The following is a 20,936-nucleotide window of genomic DNA, read 5'->3' as shown; positions in this document are numbered from 1 at the left end:
TCAGGTTGGAGTAACTTGAAACGTTAAACTTGAAACCAGAAACTTTCTTTAGCCTCCTACACGTTTCGTTTTAAATCCTTTTTCTTTTAAAATTGCCATAATCTTGTCACGATAATCGCCTTGAATAATGATTGAAGCATCTTTAAAAGTACCACCAACACTTAATTTTGTTTTAATTTCTTTGGCAAGAACTTTAAAATCTTCATCAGATCCTTCATAACCTTCAATAATTGTAGTGGCTTTTCCTTTTCGTTTTTCGAATTTACAGATTATCGGTTCTTTTTGTACGTATAATACATGTTCTTCTGCCTGGATTTCCTCAGGTTCGTTTGATTCAACGTGATCTGGAAATAAGTTTTTTAATTGATCTTTAAAGTCCATAAAATTTTTATTCTAAAAAATAAATTCCAACTATAAAAGTATTTAAAAATTAAATTCCAAACTCCAATAAAGCTTGGAATTTGGAATTTTAATATTGAAATTTATTTAAGTTTTTATTTTTTGATTAAACCTAAATCTACTAAACGTTCGTATAAATAATCTCCCGCTGTAATATCTTCAAATTTCTTAGGGTTTTCAGCGTCAATGCAGTTTTCAAGACAATCCAAACGCATATCGCTTACTGGGTGCATGAAAAATGGAATTGAATAACGTGAAGTTCCCCATAATTCTCTCGGTGGATTTACCACTTGGTGAATTGTTGATTTTAGTTTGTTGTTAGTATGTCTTGACAACATGTCACCAACGTTGATTACTAATTCATCATCTGCTGCGATAGCATCAATCCATTCGCCGTCATGATTTTGAACTTGCAATCCTTTTCCTTGAGCACCCATTAAAAGTGTAATCAAGTTGATATCACCGTGAGCTGCCGCTCTAATAGCGTTTTCTGGCTCAGTAGTAATAGGTGGGTAGTGAATTGGTCTTAAAATTGAATTTCCGTCTTTTGCGTAGTTATCAAAATAAAATTCATCTAAACCTAAATGCAAAGCTAAAGCTCTAAGAACATAAACTCCAGTTTTTTCAAGCATTTGGTAAGCTTCTTTACCAATTACATTAAAACGTGGCAACTCTTTTACTTCAACGTTTTCTGGATATTCTGACGCGTATTTTGAATCTGCATCAACATACTGGCCAAAATGCCAAAACTCTTTCAAATCTCCCTCTTTGCGTCCTTTAGCATGTTCTTTTCCAAAAGAGACATAACCTCTTTGTCCGCCAATACCAGGAATTTCATAATTATGCTTAGTTTCTATTGGCAAAGCGAAAAATTTTCTAATTTCGCTATAAAGCTCGTCTACTAATTGGTCGTCAAGAAAATGACCTTTTAAGGCTACGAAGCCAATGTTTTCAAATGCACTGCCGATTTCATTTACAAATTTTTGTTTACGTTTCGGGTCGTCCGAAAGGAAATCACGTAAGTCTACACTAGGAATGTTTTGCATACTTTACATTTTTTATTTTAAAGATGAAAGGTGTCGAAAAACCTTTCAGTAACAAAGGTAGAGAATATTTTAGAATTGAATTTTAAAAGTTATATTAAAATTGAAATATTATAACAAAAACTAATTAAATTGTTATATTTTTCTATATTTGAAACACTAAAAAAAACTAACCCGATGATCTTTTACAGACAGAATCTGACCGACACTCAATTACTAGATTTATATAAAAAAATTCTCAAACCTCGATTAATCGAAGAAAAAATGCTGATCCTGATTCGTCAAGGAAAAGTTTCAAAATGGTTCTCCGGAATAGGGCAGGAAGCAATTGCGGTGGGCGTTACAGCCGTTTTGGACGAATCTGAATACGTATTGCCAATGCACCGAAATCTTGGTGTTTTTACAACCAGAAACATTCCACTTTACCGCTTATTCTCGCAATGGCAAGGGAAAGCGAATGGTTTTACTAAAGGACGAGATCGCAGTTTTCACTTTGGAACTCAAGAATATAAAATAATCGGAATGATTTCGCATCTGGGTCCGCAATTAGGTATCGCAGACGGAATCGCATTAGCTGATAAACTTCAGAATAACAAAAAAGTAACTGCCGTTTTTACTGGAGAAGGCGCAACCAGCGAAGGAGATTTTCACGAAGCGTTGAATATTGCAGCAGTTTGGAAATTGCCTGTAATGTTTGTTATTGAAAATAATGGTTACGGACTTTCGACACCAACAAATGAACAATATTTATGTAAAAACCTTGCCGATAAAGGTATAGGCTACGGTATTGAAAGTCATATTATTGACGGAAATAACATACTTGACGTTTACAATAAACTTGCTGAATTAAAAGAGCAAATGCAGCGTGATCCGCATCCTGTTTTATTGGAATTTAAAACATTCAGAATGCGCGGGCATGAAGAGGCGAGTGGAACAAAATATGTTCCGCAGGAATTAATGGACGAATGGGCTGCGAAAGATCCTGTGACAAATTATCGTAATTATTTGACTGAAAAGGGAATTTTAACCGCTGAATTTGACGAACAACTTCATGCTGAAATCAAACAGGAAATTGATGAAAATTTGGCTATTGCAAATGCTGAACCTGAAATTGTTCCAACTTACAGCGGAGAATTAGATGATGTTTATAAAGATTTTGAATATGAGGAATATACTCATGGCGAAGAAGTAAAAAACATTCGCTTTATCGATGCCATCCGAAATGGTTTAGAACAATCGATGTGGCGTAATAAAAACTTAGTCATTATGGGGCAAGACATTGCCGAATATGGCGGTGCATTTAAAATTACAGAAGGCTTTGTTGATGCTTTTGGTAAGGATCGAGTGCGTAATACACCTATTTGTGAAAGCGCCGTAGTTTCAACCGGAATGGGATTATCAATTAACGGTTATAAAGCGATCGTAGAAATGCAATTTGCTGATTTTGTTTCAACAGGATTTAATCCAATCGTGAATTTATTGGCAAAATCACATTATCGTTGGGGCGAAAAAGCTGATGTTGTAGTTCGCATGCCTTGCGGTGGCGGTACTCAGGCAGGACCTTTCCACTCGCAAACAAACGAAGCTTGGTTTACCAAAACCCCAGGATTAAAAGTAGTATACCCAGCGTTTCCTTATGACGCAAAAGGTTTGTTGAATTCTTCAATTAATGATCCAAATCCGGTTTTGTTTTTCGAACATAAACAATTGTATCGCAGCATTTATCAAGATGTTCCGACAGATTATTATACTATTCCGTTAGGAAAAGCTGCAGTTTTAAAAGAAGGGAATGCAGTAACTATTATTGCCTTTGGAGCGCCAGTTCACTGGGCTTTAGAGACATTAGCCAATAATCCACAAATAGATGCCGATTTAATTGATTTAAGAACGCTTCAGCCTTTAGATACAGAAACTATTTTTGAATCGGTTAAAAAGACCGGAAAAGTCATTATTTATCAGGAAGACACTATGTTTGGTGGAATTGCAAGCGATATTTCGGCTTTAATCATGGAAGAATGTTTCGAATTTCTTGATGGTCCAGTAAAAAGAGTAGCTAGTTTAGATTCGCCAATTCCGTTTACAAAAGCATTAGAAGATCAGTTTTTAGCAAAAAATCGTTTTGAAGAAGTTCTTTTCGATTTGTTGAAATATTAATCACAAAAGACTTACCGTTTTAAAGAAATAACATTTTTTCTATCTTTAAATCGAATAAAAACACAAGAATTGAACACAATCTTGTCATTTCGAGGAACGAGAAATCTCCACGAGAAGCTCGACAAAGATTGGAGAAGGTCTGTAGTTTTTTCGCCCAGTTTGTCATTTCGACGGAGGAGAAATCTCCACAAGAAGCTCGACAAAGATGGATTATTATTACGGAGTTACTTGCGAAGATTTCTCCTCCGTCGAAATGACAAACGGTAAATAATTTATATTTAAAAGAGTTAATTATTTAGTTTCTAATTCAAACAACTGCACTTGATTTTTCAAACGATCAATCAACAAATTCATCATTCGCTTATTTAAACTCGATGAATTCTGAATATACGTTTCATATTCGTCAATTGTAAAAAGCGCAATTACAATTCCTTTTAAAGAATTTCGGAATTTAATATCTTTTTGAATGGAATTTTCAATTGTCTGAAGTTTCTTTTCTACCGAATAGGAATAAAAATCGGCTTTGTTTTTATTGACGTAATTTATGAAAACCGCAATAAATAAATCATTTTGCAGTTTTAAAATAGGTCTGATGGTTTGATTTTGAAACAATTCGTCTGCCGAAGACTGAGCACTGACAGTTCCTAAAGTTTCACCTCTAAATTCTCTTAAAAAATTATCTCTGTCTGCCATGTTTTTTCTTTAAATTTAGAAAAAATTAGAATACAAAATTTAAATTGAGAAGTTAGTTAGTTAACAAAATTTAAGTTTAATTGTTTAAAAGTACTATTAGTATTTATATGATTTTAAAAATTTATCTATGAATAAAAACTCTTTTCTTTTTCTTCTTTTTATCATGATTTCTGTTATTTCTTGCAATTCAAAAGAAAACAAAACTGATTATCAAGAAATCGTTTATCGCGCCGTAAATCAAAAAGACACTGCTTTTTTGACCATCAAAATCAATGATAAACGTTTTTATGGACGCTACGAAATTCTTTATCATCAACTTGGAAAAGATTCGGGCGATGTAAGGGGAGATCTAAAAGGAGATACGTTAAGAGGTGATTTTCATTTTATTTCTAACGGAGGAAGCTGGAAGAGAGTTCCATTAGCTTTGCTGAAAAAGGACAAGAAATTAGTTTTAGGAAACGGTGTAGTTGGAACTTATATGAATCTTCCTTGCTTTATTCAAGGAACATTAAATTATAATCAACCGAAGTTTGTTTTTGAAGAGGTTGGGAAATAGTTTTCAGTCGCAGTCGCAGTTTTCAGGTTGACTTAACCGCAAAGAACGCAAGGTTTTCTTATGCAATTAAATAAAACGCAAGGTTCGCAAAGCTTTATGTAAAAAACTTTGCGAACCTTGCGTAAATCTTTGCGTCTTTACGGTTAAATGACTTAACCGCAAGGAGCGTAAGGTTTTCTTATACAATTAAAATAAAACGCAAGGTTCGTAAAGCTTTATGTAAAAACTTTGCGAACCTTGCGTTTGTCTTTGCGCTCTTTGCGGTTAAATATTTATTCTAAGCTTCCAATTTTAGAAGGCAATTCAAATATTTCAAGATCAAAATATTCTACAGAGGCCATAACATGGTCAAAAATATCAGACATTATATATTCGTAATTTGCCCAGCGTTTATCACTTGAAAATGCATAAATTTCTAAAGGAACTCCGTGTGCAGTTGACTGCAGCTGACGGCACATAATATGCATATCTTTATTCAGTCCTGGATGCGTTATAAGATATTGCATAATATACTTTCTGAACAAACCTAAATTGGTCATATTTCGACCGTTAAGGGCAAGTGTTTTATCAACTCCTCTAAGATCATTGTATTTTTCAATTTCTGCTTGTCTTGAATCTATATAAGAAGAGATCAGCTGGACTTTTTTCATTTGAGCTAAATCTTCATCATTTAAGAATCTGATCGTGCTGCTTTTTATTAAAACATGTCTTTTGATTCGGCGTCCGGCTGATTTTTGCATACCACGCCAATTTTGGAACGAATCTGAACTTAATGCGTAAGTTGGAATTGTCGTGATCGTATTATCAAAATTTCGAACTTTTACCGTCGTTAAATTGATTTCGATTACATCTCCGTCGGCACCAAATTTGTCCATTGTAATCCAATCACCAATTCGAACCATATCGTTAATAGCCACTTGAACACTTGAAACAAATCCTAGAATTGTATCTCTAAAAATCAAGATAATAATAGCCGAAAGCGTTCCTAGAATAGTCAGCAATTCGCCTTTTTTTATTCCGAATAAAGTTGAAATAATAAGCGCAACTCCAAAAATCCAAAGCACAATCATGATAACCTGAACGAAACTATCGATAGGTTTGTCACTGTATTCAGGCTTTTGCTTTAAATAATCTCGAAGCGAATTAAAAATAGTACGAACAATCCATAATCCCAGCAAAACAATATAAACACCAACTATTTTCCCGAAGATCGATTCCCAATATTCGTATTTGTCCAAAATAACCGGAACCGCTTTATAAATAAAGAAAAACGGAATTAAATAAGCCGTATATCGAGTAGTTTTGTTCTGAATTAAATAATCGTCAAACTTGGTTTTAGTACGTTGCGCGAAAACTGCCGTCAGAGTAACTAAAACAAATTTAGCGGCATAATAAATAATATAAGCTAATACCACCAAAATGGCAATATTGAAAATAAGACTGGTATAAGACGCGACATTACGACTCATTCCCCAATCTCTAAAAATCGGATATAAAAAATTAAATATTTTATCCAAAAGCTTATGCATTTGCTTTATTTTCTAAATATTTTTTCTCGATGTAAAATGTTCCAAACGGAATAAGAGAAGCAATCAAGATGATTCCGAACGTTTTTAAATCCCAATTCATTGATTTTTTTAATAAAAAAGCAAGAATAATGTATCCGATAAACAAAACACCGTGTGTCATTCCTAATGGACGCAGTAATGTATGATAAAGTTCAGGGTTATTGGTTTTGATAATAAGCATATTTGCAAATAATACTAAATATGATATCCCTTCTAAAATGGCAGTAACTTTAAAAATCTTGAGCATGTATATGTATTTTTTGAATTTATGAAGCAAAATTAAGTATTAGGATTGGTTTTTAAGTTATGTGTCAGAAAAGTAATTTATTTTTACAGTCTTAAACTTTGATAATGAGCAAACGCGATTTAAAAAAATATTTAGCCGAATTGAGTAAAGAACAGCTAGAAGAACAGCTTATTGAGTTGTATGAAAAATTTGTTCCTGTAAAAACGTATTATGATTTTGTTTTTAATCCGAAAGAAGACAAACTTTTACAGGAATCAAAGGTTAAAATCTCTCACGAATATTTTCCAATTAAAAAGCCAACTGCAAAATGGCGCCCGAAAGCAAAAATGCGCCGTTCTGTTGCTCAAAAAATCATTAAACATTTTATTTCGCTCGGTGTTGATTCGTTCGTAATTGCTGATTTAATGCTTTATAACATCGAAATAGCCCAAACTTACTCTTCTCAAAATTTTGTAAAGCAGGAATTGTTTTACAAAAGCATGTTTAATTCATTTGAGCAGGCAGTGAATTTTTTAATTTCTCACGGAATTTTAAATGAATATAAAGCAAGAATTAGTGCAATTCATGAGCAGACTGTTGAACAAAAATGGAAAAATAAGTACGATTTTGAATCTATTTTAGACAAAATCGACCTTTAAATGCACTTCTCATAAAAAATCTTTATTTAAAAAAAACATTTATTTTAAGTTAAATTACGATGAATAACTGTTTTTTCGGTGTATTTTTGCAAAAATCCAAAAATAAACAATGTCTCAAAACACTTTAGAAATAGAAAGAGAAGAAAAAAAAGAACTTTATGCGTACCAAAAAGGTGATATTGATGCCATTTTTGACCGCTTAGACAATGCTCCTCAAAAACACCATTTATTGTATCAATTGCCTACTGGTGGAGGAAAAACTGTAATATTCTCAGAAATTGTGCGTCGTTATTTATCTAATAATGACAAAAAAGTGGTTGTTTTAACACACCGTATCGAACTTTGCAAGCAAACGTCAAAAATGCTGAAAGGCTTTGGTGTAAGCAATAAAATAATCAACAGTAAGGTAAAAGAACTTCCTGATCAAAATGATTATTCTTGTTTCGTAGCAATGGTTGAGACTTTAAAAAACCGTATTAATGATGAGAAACTTCATCTTGATAATATTGGTTTGGTGATTATTGACGAGGCGCATTACAATTCATTCAGAAAATTATTAAACTCATTCAAGAACGCTTTTATTTTAGGAGTAACAGCAACGCCTTTGAGTTCTAATATCAAATTGCCAATGCATCAAAGTTATGATGAATTAATCGTTGGTGATACAATTGGTTCGTTGATTGACAAAGGATTTTTGGCTAGAGCAACAACATATAGCTATGATGTAGGTTTGACTTCATTAAAAGTGGGTATCAACGGTGATTATACGGTAAAATCATCTGATGATTTGTATACCAATACTTTAATGCAAGAAAAATTGCTTCATGCGTATACAGAACGTTCTTTGGGTAAAAAGACTTTGATTTTCAATAACGGTATTCATACATCATTATATGTATATGATACGTTTAGAGAAGCGGGTTATGATATTAGACACCTTGATAATACAAGTAGTTCTGAAGAACGTAAAGATATTTTGGCATGGTTTAAGAAAACTCCAGATGCTATTTTGACTTCGGTTGGAATTTTGACAACAGGATTTGATGAGCCAACTGTTGAAACTATTATTTTGAACAGAGCGACAAAATCGTTGACATTGTATTTCCAGATGATTGGTCGTGGATCTCGTAAATTACCTGGAAAAGATGAGTTTACAGTTATCGATTTAGGAAACAATGCAGCTCGTTTTGGGTTGTGGAGCGAGCCGGTAAACTGGCAGCACATTTTTAAATCTCCAGAGTTTTATCTTGAGAATTTAAGAGACGACACTGAAATCGAAATGTTCTTTAAATATAGCATGCCACCAGAATTGCGAGCAAAATTCAGCAAAACTGCCGATGTTACTTTTGATGTTGATGAAGAACATAAATTGGCAATCAAGCAAAATTTACGTTCGAAAATTGTTTTGGATAAATCATTGGAACAACACGCATCGATGTGTGTAGATAATACTGAAACGCTGCAGGAAGCTAAATCATTAGGAAAAGAGCTTGATGATGATATCGAATGCCGTATCAAACGTTATGCAAAATGTTTAAGCCAATGCAGTAAAAATTACCGTGAATGGCTAATTGATGATTATAAAAAGAACATGACTTTATTGATCGGTAAAAAATACCGTGAAAAAATCATGAACGAACCAGATTGATTTTAAAAAAGTTTAAAGTTTTAGGTTTCATGTTTCAAGTTGTTGGAATCTAAAACATTATTTATAATTTTAAAGGAGAAATCGCATTTCAGAATAATTCATTTCGAATGTGATTTCTCCTTTTTCGAATTTATTAAGTTTCGGTATAACTTGAAACATGAAACTTAAAACAAAAAAAAAAAAAACTATGTCTAAACAATTCTCAGCATTAGGAGTTTCAGCGCCAATTTTAAAAGCTTTAGGCGAATTAAGCATTGTTGAACCAACAGAAATTCAGCAAAAAACAATTCCGCTGCTTTTAGCTGAAAAGCATGATGTTGTTGGTTTAGCCAAAACGGGAACAGGAAAAACTGCCGCTTTTGGATTGCCTTTATTGCAATTAATCGATACAGAATCACCTGTGGTTCAAGCCGTAATTTTAGTCCCAACAAGAGAACTTGGACATCAGATTTTTAAAAATTTAGAAGATTTTTCGAAGCACATTCCAAATATTTCAATCGCAGCAACTTGTGGAGGAATTCCAATTAAACCGCAAATTGAGCGCCTTACAAAACCTACACACATTGTTGTAGCAACTCCAGGACGTTTGATTGATTTGATTCAGCGAAAAGCAGTTGATTTAAAAGAGACTCAATTTTTAGTTTTAGACGAAGCCGATGAAATGGTTTCAATTCTAAAAGAAAGTTTAGACGAAATTGTTGCCGAACTTCCAAAAAAACACCGAACTCTTTTGTTCTCTGCAACTTTGCCAGGAACAATCAAACAGCTGATTCAGAATTATTTGAACAAAAATGTAGTTCAAATAAGCGCGAGCATGGAAACAACTGGAAATCAAGGAATTGATCATCAATTTATTGTGGTTGATCCTATTGAAAAACTTGACGTTTTAATGCATTTTTTAAATTCAAGAGAAGGCGAACGAGGTATTATTTTCTGTAAAACTAAAGCTGCTGTAAATAAATTAGCTAAAAACTTGGCTATAAATCGTTTTTCTTCAGGAGCACTTCATGGCAGTTTATCACAGGGAATTCGTGACCGAATTATGGAGCAATTCCGTGAAGGACATATCAATATTTTAATTGCAACTGATCTTGCTGCAAGAGGAATTGATGTAAAAGAGATTTCCTATGTTGTAAATTACCATTTGCCAGATACTTACGAAAATTATGTTCACCGCAGCGGAAGAACAGCAAGAGCAGGAGCAAAGGGCCTTTCGTTAACTGTTTTGCAGGAAGAAGAAGTAATTGAAATTCCTGATTTTGAAAGAGAACTTGGAATTAAATTTACCAAATTTGAGAAACCTTCGGCTTTAAGTATTGAAGAAAATAATACGCTTTTATGGGCAAAACAAATCTTTAAAACAAAGCCAAATCACGATATTTCAGCAGATTTAAAAACTAATGTCAAAACGGTTTTTCATCATTTGACAAAAGACGAATTAATCGAAAAATTACTTGCTAATTATGTCCTGCAGAACAAAATCGATGTAGTTGAAAAACCTGTTAAAAAATTCAAAAAGTAGTAAATCTGACAATTGTCATTGCATATTAAAGTCGTATATTTATAAGGAATTATTTTATAATCCTATTAAATAAACACATATATGAAGATAGTCATAATAGGAGGCGGTTTTGCAGGTATCAACCTTGCTAAAGAGCTTGTAAACCAGCCTCAAATTGAAGTAATCCTCGTTGACAAGAATAATTACAACTTTTTTCCACCACTAATTTATCAGGTTGCAACGGCTTTTTTGGAACCTTCAAGTATAAGTTATCCTTTCAGAAAATTTTTTGCAGGAAAGAAGAATCTGCAATTTCGTTTGGGCGAATTACTTTCTGTAGTTCCAGCTGAAAACAAAATCATTTTAAGCAATGGCGAGTTATCATATGATAAACTTGTTTTTGCTACTGGAGCTGAAACCAGTTATTTTGGTATGGAAAACGTGATGAAAAACGCCATTCCGATGAAAACCTTAAATGACGCCATCGAAATGCGTAATGCATTGCTTAAAAACCTAGAAAAGGCTGCCATTTGCAAAGATATGCGCAAACGTCGTAAACTTTTAACGATTGTTGTTGCCGGAGGTGGACCAACAGGAGTAGAAGTTTCTGGAATGTTTGCCGAAATGCGAAAAAACATTCTGCTGAAAGAATATCCAGAATTAGAAACATCAGCAAGTAATGTTTATTTAGTTGATGGAGGAGATGCACTGCTTTCGCCAATGAGCGAAGCTTCTCAAAAAGATACTTTAGAAGCGCTTACAAAATTGGGTGTTGTTGTTAAATTGCATACACGCGTTACAGATTATGTAAATGATACTGTATTTTTTGAAAATGGAGAAACCATTAAAACAAAAAACTTAATCTGGGCAGCTGGAGTTTCTGCAAAAATATTTGACGGAATTCCGAAAGAAAGCTACGGCCGTGGTAAACGTATGGCCACAGATCAATTCAATAAAGTCAACGGATTAGAAAATATATACGCAATTGGTGATACTGCCATTTTAGCCGGCGATAAAAATTTTCCAGACGGGCATCCGCAAGTGGCGCAAGTTGCGATTCAGCAAGGATTAAATTTGGCACAAAATTTTAAAGCAATGGTTCATAACAAGGCTTTGAAACCATTTAATTATAAAGATAAAGGTTCGATGGCAATCATTGGAAAAAACAAAGCTGTGGTTGATTTACCAAGTCCAAAATGGCATTTCAAAGGTTTTTTTGCTTGGGTAATCTGGCTGTTTATTCACTTAATTTCTTTGATAACTTACAGAAACAGATTGCAAACTTTCTGGAACTGGATGGTGGCTTATTTTGCAAGTGATCAATCTCTTAGAATGATTATTCGACCTGATAAAAGACAACAAAGCGAATAATAAAATTCCAAATTCCAACAAAAAAAGCAGAATCTATTTTTTTAGATTCTGCTTTTTTTATTACTGATCCCAGGATTGGAATTTGATTCCGAAGCAACTAATGAACAACTACCACATCATCTTCAGAGCTGATTTCTACTTTCTTTTTGATGAATTTTTTCCCGATATTCAAAACTATAAAAGCAACAAAAGTTGTGATAGTCATAATAAGCACCATAGGCGCTACAGAATCTTTAACAAAGATTCCAACGGCAAACGATGCAATAGATCCTAAACCCAATTGAATTGCTCCCATTAAAGCTGAGGCGCTACCGGCATTTTTAGCAAATGGAGCCATCGTAAGTCCTGCCGTATTTGGATTTGAAATTCCCAAACAGCCTAAAAACACAAAAAGCATTGCTATAGTTTCATATAATCCTAGTAGATTATTTAAGGAAAGTACAAGAAAAATGATACTAACAATTGATTGTAAAATTAATGCACCAAAAATCATTTGCTCACTTGAAAATTTCTTCAATAAAACTGAATTTAACTGACTGGAACCTATAAAACTAACCGACATAAAAGCGAAAATCCAACCGTAAGTTTTAGCATCAACATGGTAAATATCCATAAAAATGATAGGTGAGGCCGCTACATATGTAAATAATCCCGAAAAAGCAATTGCTCCCGTAAATGCATAAGTGAAAAATTGAGGCTCTTTTAGGACTTTTAAAAAGTTCGAAATAATAGGTTTTGGTTTTAACGATATCGAAGCGTCTGGTTTATAACTATTTGGCAAGCCAATTTGAGACGCGAGTAAAATAGAAATCCCCATAAACATTAAGATAACGAACACGGTATGCCAGCCGTAATCTTGTGTAACATAACCACCAATCGTTGGCGCAAGCATTGGCGAAAGCCCAAGAACAAGCATTAAAAGAGAAAATACTTTCGGAATATCTTTTACAGGAAAAAGATCACGTACCATAGCTACAGAAGCTACGGTTGCTGCACAACTTCCAATTGCTTGAATAAATCGCAACAAAATAAACGAATCAATATCAGTCACATAAGCACAGCCTAAAGACGCTAATATATAAACCATCAAACCCATAAATAAAGGCTTTTTTCGTCCAAAACGGTCTAATAATGGTCCATAAAGTAATTGTCCGGCAGAAATTCCAATAAAATAACTCGACAAACTCATTGAAACTTTAGCAACAGTTGTGTTCAAATCTTTGGCAATATCAGAGAAACCAGGTAAATACATATCGATTGAAAACGGGCCAAGCGCAGTTAAAGAACCTAAAATCAGGATAAGTTTGATGTATTTTTTTGTTGTCATTTTCTTAAAAAACTGCTTTTAATTCAAATTATCAATTAATATTTAGTATCTTGTTAGATATAATAACATTTTTACATAAAAAATGAAAATTATGTAAGTTTTCAGAAATGTTTTGAAACTTTAACCACAAAATTTAAATTATGAAAAAAATCATTTTATTATTAGCGCTTATTTTTACAACAATTTCATTTGCTCAAACTATTACATCAAAACAAGAAGATGCAAATGTAGAACAATACGAACTTCTAAAAAAAGTAAATGAATATTATCCAGACATTACATTAAACAAAACGGTTACAAATTTTTATGCTGATGGAAATATTATTGATACACAACAGCAATTTGATTTAAAAGGAACAAAATTTTCAAGTTATAAATTAGGTATTGAACCAGGAAATAAAAAATTATTATTTGAATACGTTTCAGATGAAACGGGAAAAGTTTTTGGCGATGTACAGCTTTTCAAAGGAAATGTTTTAAGAACGACATTTACAGATAAAACGAATCAAATCGAAATCTCACTTAACGGAAAATCCGTTTATTTGAAAAAATTAAATTAAATTTTCAAATACAAGAAATTTGAAGCATCATATATATTGTGATGCTTTTTTATTTAGTATTTTTCAAACGCTCATAAATCGCATATTTGGCAAAAAAGATTTTATTTTTTCAAATACGCGATTTTTAGTTCAAAATTAAATCTGGTATGAATGTACTGTATTGAATCAAAATTTGAATATTTTAAAAAAAACAAAATAAGTTTTCAAATAGGAGAATGACAGTACACAATATGTCAATTAGAAGATTTAGATGAAATGAAAAATATACCAAATTGTATGTTACGTCTTGTGCTTTCATAGATAATGCTTTTTAACTATAATTTATATTATGTAAAATAGAAATTATTAAAAAGTACTATACTCCAAGATTGCTTATAGAATTCTACCGAACGTTCTTAAATTACAAACACCTATAACATCATATTTGGAATTATTGGACTTCCACTTCTGTAAAATCTTACAGATATTTTTTTTTACAATGTTTAAAACCAAATAATTGTGAAATAAAAAAGATTAAAAAAGTATTTTAAAGCCTTGAATCTGCTAAATCTTAACATTTCTTTAAAATATTCAGATTCTAGCCAAGATGCTTTCATTGTAAGACTTTATTTTATTATTTTTACATTCGATACTTTAAAAAAATTATCAAACGTATGAATACAATTGCTGAGCATATTGCAGATTTTTTAAAAGAATACCCGCCATTTAATAATTTGACTTTTCAGGAATTATCTGATATTGCAAGCAATATCCGTGTACTTAATTTAGAAAAACATACAGTATTGTTTCAAAATAACGATACACTTCATGATAGTTTTTATGTAGTAGCTTCTGGCGTTATCAATTTAACCACAATTGCTGATGCTGAAGAAACCATTATCAATAAATGTCATGAGGGCGATATTTTTGGATTAAGACCTTTCTTCGCCAAGAATAATTATATGATGACGGCAAAAGCACGTGAAGAAAGCATTATATATGCAATTCCTATCGCTGTTTTTAGACCTTTTGTGGCTAATAATTCTGATGTACTAAACTTCTTGCTGGAAAGTTTTGCTACAAATTCAAGACACACAAAAGACAGCGTTAATTCTAACGGAAAAATGATTTCTGATACTTCTTTTTATGTTGATCAGCAATCAGAAATGCAATATATTCAGTCACTTAACTATAACAATTCACCTTTAACAACTGAAGCGACTCATATTGTTAAAGATGTGGCGATTTTAATGACTGAGGCTATGGTTGACAATATTATTGTTTGTGGCGAAAAAAACCGCCCAATTGGTATTGTTACCGCTACAGATTTGGCTTCCAAAATTGCTACTGGCCGCTATCCTATTACAGAATCTATTGACAAGATCATGTCGTCGCCTGTAGTAACGGTAATTGAAAATGTATCATTGGCCGAAGCGCAGTTACTTATGCTTAAACATAATGTAACTCATTTGTGTGTTACCAAAGATGGCACAAGCAAATCTGCAGTAAAAGGAATTATTTCTGAGCACGATTTAATTGTGGCTCAAGCTAGTAACCCTGGCGTTTTAATTAAAGAAATTAAGCGTTCACAGTTGCCAAAAGACTTAAAACAAATTCGTGATCGCCTTTCTGACTTGATTCAAAATTCGATTCAAAAAAATATTCCTATTTCGCATGTCAGTAATATTGCAAGCGAAATAAATTTAGCAATTATCAAACGTTCTGTCGAATTGTCTATTTTAGATTTAGGCTCACCTCCTGCTCGTTTTGCATGGTTAAGTATTGGAAGTCAAGGGCGTAAAGAACAATTATTGCTAACCGATCAGGATAGTATTTTGATTTTTGAAGATGTTGCTCCGGAAAAATACAGAGAAGTAAAAGATTACTTTTTAAGACTGGCAAAAAGAGCGACCACTATTCTAGAAAAAGTAGGCTATGAATTTTGTCCAAATGGTCATATGGGAAGCAATATGCTTTGGTGTAAGTCATTGACTGACTGGACAAAACAATACAACAGCTGGATGAATACTCCAGGTGAAAACAGTAATGATTTGAGCAGTATTTTCTTTGATTATGAAATCGTTTTTGGTGAACCAAAAATTGAAGAAGTAATCGAAAATGTGATTTTTAAAAATGCTGTCAATAATACTCTATTCTTTGACTTTTTAGGAAATGATGCTTTGAAAAAGAATTCTCCACTGAGTTTTTTCAAAAAATTCATTGTTGAAGAAGAAGGACCGCATAAAACAAAATTTGATATTAAAACACGTGCTTTAATGCCATTAATTGATGCTGCACGTTTATTGATTTTAAATGCTAACATTAAAGGAATCAAGAATACGTATTTAAGATTCAAACAGCTGGCAATAACAGATTCTAAAAATGCTGAGATATATTTAAGTTGTGCCGAAGCTTTTTTAACGCTCTCAAAATTTAGAACTGTTGAAGGATTAAAAAATGATGATTCTGGACAATATATTAATTTAAGAGAAATGTCTAAAACAGACAAAGAAAAGTTAAAAAATGCCTTGACCCCAATGAAAGATCTTGAGGAATTAATTAAGAGTAAATTTCAACTTACACAATTCTCGTAAAATATGCTAGACTGGCTAAAAAATATTAATAAAGAATATCCAGATTTTTGGAAAGATTACCTAAATAAATTCGAAACAAAACCTAATAGATTCGTTGTTTTATCAACAGAAACTTCAGGTTTGAATCCGAATAAGGATGTTATTTTATCTTTGGGTGCTTTTTCAGTAGTTGATGACAGCATTGTAATTAAGGATAATTTTGAATCGGTATTACTGCAATATAAATTTTTGCAGGATAACGGACTTTCAAATGAGTTCATTATTGAAAGCAAAATGAGTAAAATGCAGGAACCAGAAGCATTAGAAGGTTTTATAAATTTTCTGGGAAATGCTATTTTGGTTGGTCATCATATTAATTTTGACATTGAAATGCTTAATTCATCATTAGAACGTCTTGACTGTGGCCGATTAAAAAACGAAGCTCTCGATGTTGATGTAATGTACCGAAAATTAATGGATATTAATGACAAGCAATTCTCGCTGGATGATTTATGTGAAATTTATAAAATCCCGAAAAGCGACAGAAATTCATCTGCAGAAGATGCTTATAGAATTGCGCTTTTGTTTTTGAAATTAAAATCTAGGTTGGGAATTAAGTAAAATACAAGATATTATCAATTGTCAGACTGAGCGGAGTCGAAGTCCCGCAAAGTGATTCAGCATGAGAGACTTCGACTCCGCTCAGTCTGACAAATATCATGAATACTTTTGCAAGACATAAAAAAAAAGCCTCTTAAATTTTTAAGAGGCTTTTTTTTTATCAGAATAAAATCATTAGATTTTTCCTTGTGTAATTTCGTCCACAATTTCTGGATTTAATAATGTAGATGTATCTCCAAAATTAGAGAAATCACCTTCAGCTATTTTACGCAATATTCTACGCATGATTTTTCCAGAACGAGTTTTTGGCAAACCTGATACAAACTGAATTTTATCCAATTTTGCAATTGGCCCAATGTGGTCAGAAATATATTGATTGATCTCTTTAGACAAGTTTTCTTTATTTCTAACTTCTCCAGTTTCTTTCAGAATTACATAACCATATAGTGCATTTCCTTTAATATCGTGTGGGAATCCAACAATAGCAGATTCAGCAACTGCAGGGTGTTCGTTGATTGCATCTTCGATAGGAGCAGTTCCTAAATTGTGACCAGAAACAATCACAACATCATCTACTCTACCTGTAATTCTGTAATATCCAACTTCATCTCTTAATGCGCCATCTCCTGTAAAATATTTTCCAGGGAAAGCTGAGAAATAAGTTTCTTTATAACGATCGTGATTACCCCAAATTGTTCTTGCAATTCCCGGCCAAGGGAATTTAATACACAAACTTCCAACAACCTGATTTCCTTCAATTTCATTACGTTTTTCATCCATCAAAACAGGCTGAATGCCTGGTAATGGCAAAGTAGCGTATGTTGGTTTTGTTGGTGTAACAAAAGCAATTGGAGAAATCATGATTCCACCAGTTTCAGTTTGCCACCAAGTATCTACAACCGGACATCTCTTATCTCCAACGTGGTCATTAAACCAGTGCCAAGCTTCTTCGTTGATTGGTTCTCCAACAGATCCAATAACTTTAAGTGATTTTAGAGGATATTTTTGAATATAATCTAAACTTTCTTTCGCTAATGAACGAATTGCTGTTGGTGCAGTATAAAATTGAGTGATTTTATGTTTTTCGATAATATCCCAAAAACGGCTGAAATCAGGATAAGATGGAACTCCTTCAAAAATTACAGTTGTTCCTCCGTTTAATAACGGTCCGTATAAAATGTATGAATGTCCTGTAATCCAACCAATATCAGCGGTACACCAGAAAATATCATTTTCTTCGTGACTGAAAACATTTTTAAAGGTATAAGCACTGTAAACCATGTAACCGGCTGTAGTGTGAACCATACCTTTTGGCTTACCTGTTGATCCTGAAGTATATAAGATAAACAAAGGATCTTCAGCATCCATAATTTCAGCAACACTGTTATCAAGAGCAGCGTCTAATAATGGCTGTAACCAGATATCACGGCCTTCTTTCATTTTCACTTCTGTTTTAGTTCTTTTAGCAACCAAAACTTTTGTTACTGAAGGACAAGTTTCTAAGGCTTCATCAACAATTCCTTTAAGATCAATTGTTTTGTTTCCTCTATAACCTCCATCAGAAGTAATCACCATTTTACATTCGCAGTCGTTAATTCTTGCAGAAACTGCTGAAGCAGAAAATCCAGCAAAAACAACTGAATGTATTGCTCCAATTCTAGCACAAGCCAAAACTGAAACAGCCAATTCTGGAATCATTGGCAAATAAATACAAACTCTGTCTCCTTTGCGCACGCCTTGCTCACGCAAAACATTCGCCATTTTTGAAACGCGTTCATATAATTCATTATATGTAATATGTAAAGCTTCTTCAGACGGATCATTCGGTTCAAAAATAATCGCTGTTTTCTCGCCTCTTTTGCTTAAATGTCTATCGATACAGTTCTTTGTAATATTAACTTTAGCATCTGTAAACCATTTTACTTCAGCATCGGCCATATTAAAATCAACTACTTTTTCCCATTGTTGGTACCAAGTAAAATTCTCCTCAGCAATTTTACCCCAAAATTTTCTAGGTTCCCTTATTGACTTATTGTAATGTTTAAAATATTGTTCTAAATTTTCAATTTTATAATAACTCATATGTTTCTTGGAATTTTTTTTATAAATGTATTAAATCTCAGTGTATTCTTAAAATTATTTAATTCATAAATTTTGGCAAATAAAAACACATATTAAAAAAAATATCTCTTTTTATTGTGTTTAATACAAAAAAACACTTTTTTACATCAAAAAGCATATTACAAAAAAGGCGCAGCAAATAAATACTGCGCCTTTTTATTTTTAACAATTTCAATAACAATTAATTTTGTAATTAATAGAATTACAATGTCTTTTTTCTATTTTGAAAATAGAAGCATCTTTATTAATTAGAACAGAAATTTCAACAAGTATATCTTTTAAAATATACCCCATTATAAGGGACCAGCATCACTTAACTCATTCTCACAGAAGTTAAGTGAATGCAATATGCATCTATATCTATTATCTTAATAAGTGCTTACTAATTCAAAATATTACAAATCATTGATACAGTGCAAATCCCGCAAAATCCGATTTTGCGGGAATTCCCAATTTTTAATTATCCAATCTTTTTCATTGCAGTCATAGACTCTCTCAACCAAGCCCCTACTTCCTCAATAGGATGTTGACGAATTTCTTTATTTACAGCAATTAATACCGCATTATCAACTCCGTTTGAAGTAGAGAATGGTTTTCCAATAATGTTAGTTTCAACAGTTTTCATGAATTCAGTCAATAATGGCTTACAAGCATGATCAAATAAGTAACATCCGTACTCAGCAGTATCAGAAATTACACGGTTCATTTCAAACAATTTCTTTCTTGCAATAGTATTTGCAATTAATGGCAATTCGTGTAATGACTCATAATATGCTGATTCTTCAATAATTCCAGCTTCTGTCATTGTTTCAAAAGCTAATTCAACACCAGCTTTTACCATTGCAATCATCAATACTCCATTGTCAAAATATTCTTGCTCAGAAATTGGAGCTTCTTGCGGAGCTGTTTTTTCGAAGTTAGTTTCTCCTGTTGCAGCTCTCCATTTCAATAAATTAACATCATCATTAGCCCAGTCGATCATCATCGTTCTTGAGAATTCTCCAGAAATAATATCGTCTTGGTGTTTTTGGAATAACGGACGCATAATGTCTTTCAATTCTTCAGCTAATTCATAAGCTTCAATTTTTGCAGGATTTGATAAACGATCCATCATATTTGTGATACCACCATGTTTCAAAGCTTCAGTGATAGTTTCCCATCCGTACTGAATTAATTTTGAAGCATATGCAGCGTCGATTCCTTTTTCAACCATTTTATCAAAACATAAAATAGATCCAGTTTGCAATAATCCGCAAAGGATTGTTTGCTCACCCATTAAATCTGATTTTACTTCAGCTACGAAAGATGATTTTAAAACCCCTGCTTTGTGACCTCCAGTTGCTACAGCATAAGCTTTTGCTTGATCTAAACCAAATCCGTTTGGATCATTTTCTGGGTGAACAGCGATAAGAGTTGGTACACCAAATCCTCTTTTATATTCCTCACGAACCTCAGAACCAGGACATTTTGGAGCACACATAATTACTGTAATATCTTTGCGAATCTGCATTCCTTCTTCAACAATGTTGAATCCGTGAGAATATGCTAGCGTCGATCCTTGTTTCATTAATGGCATAATTGCAGTAACTACAGCAGTATGTTGTTTGTCTGGAGTTAAATTACACACTAAATCAGCAGTTGGAATCAATTCTTCATACGTTCCTACTTTAAATCCATTTTCAGTTGCATTTTTATATGAAGCTCTTTTTTCAGCAATTGCATCTGCACGCAATGCATAAGAAATATCTAAACCTGAATCTCTCATGTTTAAACCTTGATTCAAACCTTGTGCACCACAACCTACGATAACAACTTTTTTCCCTGCTAAAGCTGCGATTCCATCTGCAAATTCTGATTGCTCCATAAATTCGCAAACTCCTAGTTGCTCTAATTGTAATCTAAGTGGTAATGTGTTGAAATAATTTGCCATTTTTTTT

17 protein-coding genes are annotated in these 20,936 nt (G+C 32.9%); 9 read left to right on the top strand and 8 right to left on the bottom strand.

Annotated elements, in window-relative coordinates; all coding sequences use genetic code 11:
• Positions 1–48 precede the first annotated feature (48 nt).
• Positions 49–381: a translation initiation factor gene (locus tag RB619_RS19720; RefSeq protein ID WP_308100741.1), complete on the bottom strand. Its 333-nt coding sequence runs from the start codon at positions 379–381 to the stop codon at positions 49–51.
• A gap of 113 nt (positions 382–494) precedes the next feature.
• Entirely contained in the window at positions 495–1,445 is a 951-nt protein-coding gene (locus tag RB619_RS19715) for a 2-oxoglutarate and iron-dependent oxygenase domain-containing protein (RefSeq protein ID WP_308100739.1), read from the bottom strand.
• A gap of 174 nt (positions 1,446–1,619) precedes the next feature.
• Between RB619_RS19715 and RB619_RS19710 the strand changes: the two genes are divergently transcribed.
• Complete coding sequence (locus RB619_RS19710; protein ID WP_308100737.1) at positions 1,620–3,596, top strand: dehydrogenase E1 component subunit alpha/beta; 1,977 nt, start codon at positions 1,620–1,622, stop codon at positions 3,594–3,596.
• Between the two features lie 291 nt (positions 3,597–3,887).
• Here RB619_RS19710 and RB619_RS19705 read toward each other — a convergent pair whose 3' ends face one another.
• On the bottom strand, positions 3,888–4,289 hold the full coding sequence (locus tag RB619_RS19705; RefSeq protein ID WP_308100735.1) for a glyoxalase: 402 nt from the start codon (positions 4,287–4,289) through the stop codon (positions 3,888–3,890).
• 127 nt (positions 4,290–4,416) lie between these two features.
• Here RB619_RS19705 and RB619_RS19700 point away from each other — a divergent pair, with 127 nt between their 5' ends.
• On the top strand, positions 4,417–4,845 hold the full coding sequence (locus RB619_RS19700) for a hypothetical protein (RefSeq protein WP_308100733.1): 429 nt from the start codon (positions 4,417–4,419) through the stop codon (positions 4,843–4,845).
• Positions 4,846–5,117: 272 nt separating this feature from the next.
• On the opposite strand, the gene RB619_RS19695 is transcribed toward RB619_RS19700, so the two are convergent.
• Together RB619_RS19695 and RB619_RS19690 are read right to left on the bottom strand one after the other, a co-directional pair.
• On the bottom strand, positions 5,118–6,374 hold the full coding sequence (locus RB619_RS19695; protein WP_308100731.1) for a mechanosensitive ion channel domain-containing protein: 1,257 nt from the start codon (positions 6,372–6,374) through the stop codon (positions 5,118–5,120).
• Complete coding sequence (locus RB619_RS19690) at positions 6,367–6,660, bottom strand: DUF3817 domain-containing protein (protein ID WP_133523925.1); 294 nt, start codon at positions 6,658–6,660, stop codon at positions 6,367–6,369. Before RB619_RS19690 ends, RB619_RS19695 begins: the two co-directional genes overlap by 8 nt.
• A 104-nt stretch (positions 6,661–6,764) precedes the next feature.
• Here RB619_RS19690 and RB619_RS19685 point away from each other — a divergent pair, with 104 nt between their 5' ends.
• The 4 genes from RB619_RS19685 to RB619_RS19670 all read left to right on the top strand — a co-directional run bounded on the left by RB619_RS19685 (position 6,765) and on the right by RB619_RS19670 (position 11,818).
• Positions 6,765–7,298 (top strand): DUF6155 family protein, encoded by a 534-nt coding sequence (locus RB619_RS19685; RefSeq protein WP_308100728.1) that lies wholly within the window; start codon positions 6,765–6,767, stop codon positions 7,296–7,298.
• Positions 7,299–7,407: 109 nt separating this feature from the next.
• Complete coding sequence (locus RB619_RS19680; RefSeq protein ID WP_133523927.1) at positions 7,408–8,946, top strand: DEAD/DEAH box helicase; 1,539 nt, start codon at positions 7,408–7,410, stop codon at positions 8,944–8,946.
• Between the two features lie 187 nt (positions 8,947–9,133).
• A complete protein-coding gene (locus RB619_RS19675; protein WP_308100725.1) occupies positions 9,134–10,468 on the top strand; it encodes a DEAD/DEAH box helicase in 1,335 nt (444 codons plus the stop codon).
• A gap of 81 nt (positions 10,469–10,549) precedes the next feature.
• The gene (locus RB619_RS19670; protein WP_308100723.1) at positions 10,550–11,818 is read left to right on the top strand and encodes an NAD(P)/FAD-dependent oxidoreductase; all 1,269 of its coding nucleotides are present in this window, start codon (positions 10,550–10,552) and stop codon (positions 11,816–11,818) included.
• A gap of 97 nt (positions 11,819–11,915) precedes the next feature.
• Here RB619_RS19670 and RB619_RS19665 read toward each other — a convergent pair whose 3' ends face one another.
• Positions 11,916–13,145 carry a multidrug effflux MFS transporter gene (locus RB619_RS19665; protein ID WP_308100721.1) on the bottom strand — a complete coding sequence of 410 codons (1,230 nt, stop codon included), beginning with the start codon at positions 13,143–13,145 and terminating at the stop codon, positions 11,916–11,918.
• Positions 13,146–13,285: 140 nt separating this feature from the next.
• On the opposite strand from RB619_RS19665, the gene RB619_RS19660 reads away from it, so the two are divergent.
• From RB619_RS19660 to RB619_RS19650, 3 genes are all read left to right on the top strand, one after another.
• Entirely contained in the window at positions 13,286–13,705 is a 420-nt protein-coding gene (locus tag RB619_RS19660; protein ID WP_308100719.1) for a hypothetical protein, read from the top strand.
• Positions 13,706–14,358: 653 nt separating this feature from the next.
• Positions 14,359–16,278 carry a DUF294 nucleotidyltransferase-like domain-containing protein gene (locus RB619_RS19655; protein ID WP_308100718.1) on the top strand — a complete coding sequence of 640 codons (1,920 nt, stop codon included), beginning with the start codon at positions 14,359–14,361 and terminating at the stop codon, positions 16,276–16,278.
• Positions 16,279–16,281: 3 nt separating this feature from the next.
• Positions 16,282–16,878, top strand: a complete 597-nt coding sequence (locus tag RB619_RS19650) for a 3'-5' exonuclease (RefSeq protein WP_308100716.1) — start codon at positions 16,282–16,284, stop codon at positions 16,876–16,878.
• Positions 16,879–17,052: 174 nt separating this feature from the next.
• Here RB619_RS19650 and acs read toward each other — a convergent pair whose 3' ends face one another.
• The gene (acs, locus tag RB619_RS19645; RefSeq protein WP_308100714.1) at positions 17,053–18,960 is read right to left on the bottom strand and encodes an acetate--CoA ligase; all 1,908 of its coding nucleotides are present in this window, start codon (positions 18,958–18,960) and stop codon (positions 17,053–17,055) included.
• 499 nt (positions 18,961–19,459) lie between these two features.
• Positions 19,460–20,929, bottom strand: a complete 1,470-nt coding sequence (gene ilvC / locus RB619_RS19640) for a ketol-acid reductoisomerase (RefSeq protein WP_035643802.1) — start codon at positions 20,927–20,929, stop codon at positions 19,460–19,462.
• Positions 20,930–20,936 lie beyond the last annotated feature (7 nt).

The sequence above is a fragment of the Flavobacterium sp. LHD-80 genome (assembly GCF_030929605.1).
Lineage (GTDB): Bacteria > Bacteroidota > Bacteroidia > Flavobacteriales > Flavobacteriaceae > Flavobacterium.
This window is presented reverse-complemented; position numbering and strand designations above follow the sequence as displayed.

What these genes read in the sequence shown, in the direction of transcription:
- RB619_RS19670 (WP_308100723.1), top strand. Translation starts at nt 10,550, where the DNA reads ATGAAGATAGTCATAATAGGAGGCGGTTTTGCAGGTATCAACCTTGCT.
- RB619_RS19660 (WP_308100719.1), top strand. Translation starts at nt 13,286, where the DNA reads ATGAAAAAAATCATTTTATTATTAGCGCTTATTTTTACAACAATTTCA.
- RB619_RS19650 (WP_308100716.1), top strand. Translation starts at nt 16,282, where the DNA reads ATGCTAGACTGGCTAAAAAATATTAATAAAGAATATCCAGATTTTTGG.
- RB619_RS19665 (WP_308100721.1), bottom strand. Translation starts at nt 13,145, where the DNA reads ATGACAACAAAAAAATACATCAAACTTATCCTGATTTTAGGTTCTTTA.
- RB619_RS19700 (WP_308100733.1), top strand. Translation starts at nt 4,417, where the DNA reads ATGAATAAAAACTCTTTTCTTTTTCTTCTTTTTATCATGATTTCTGTT.
- RB619_RS19705 (WP_308100735.1), bottom strand. Translation starts at nt 4,289, where the DNA reads ATGGCAGACAGAGATAATTTTTTAAGAGAATTTAGAGGTGAAACTTTA.
- RB619_RS19680 (WP_133523927.1), top strand. Translation starts at nt 7,408, where the DNA reads ATGTCTCAAAACACTTTAGAAATAGAAAGAGAAGAAAAAAAAGAACTT.
- RB619_RS19695 (WP_308100731.1), bottom strand. Translation starts at nt 6,374, where the DNA reads ATGCATAAGCTTTTGGATAAAATATTTAATTTTTTATATCCGATTTTT.
- acs (WP_308100714.1), bottom strand. Translation starts at nt 18,960, where the DNA reads ATGAGTTATTATAAAATTGAAAATTTAGAACAATATTTTAAACATTAC.
- RB619_RS19690 (WP_133523925.1), bottom strand. Translation starts at nt 6,660, where the DNA reads ATGCTCAAGATTTTTAAAGTTACTGCCATTTTAGAAGGGATATCATAT.
- RB619_RS19720 (WP_308100741.1), bottom strand. Translation starts at nt 381, where the DNA reads ATGGACTTTAAAGATCAATTAAAAAACTTATTTCCAGATCACGTTGAA.
- RB619_RS19675 (WP_308100725.1), top strand. Translation starts at nt 9,134, where the DNA reads ATGTCTAAACAATTCTCAGCATTAGGAGTTTCAGCGCCAATTTTAAAA.
- RB619_RS19715 (WP_308100739.1), bottom strand. Translation starts at nt 1,445, where the DNA reads ATGCAAAACATTCCTAGTGTAGACTTACGTGATTTCCTTTCGGACGAC.
- RB619_RS19710 (WP_308100737.1), top strand. Translation starts at nt 1,620, where the DNA reads ATGATCTTTTACAGACAGAATCTGACCGACACTCAATTACTAGATTTA.
- RB619_RS19685 (WP_308100728.1), top strand. Translation starts at nt 6,765, where the DNA reads ATGAGCAAACGCGATTTAAAAAAATATTTAGCCGAATTGAGTAAAGAA.
- ilvC (WP_035643802.1), bottom strand. Translation starts at nt 20,929, where the DNA reads ATGGCAAATTATTTCAACACATTACCACTTAGATTACAATTAGAGCAA.
- RB619_RS19655 (WP_308100718.1), top strand. Translation starts at nt 14,359, where the DNA reads ATGAATACAATTGCTGAGCATATTGCAGATTTTTTAAAAGAATACCCG.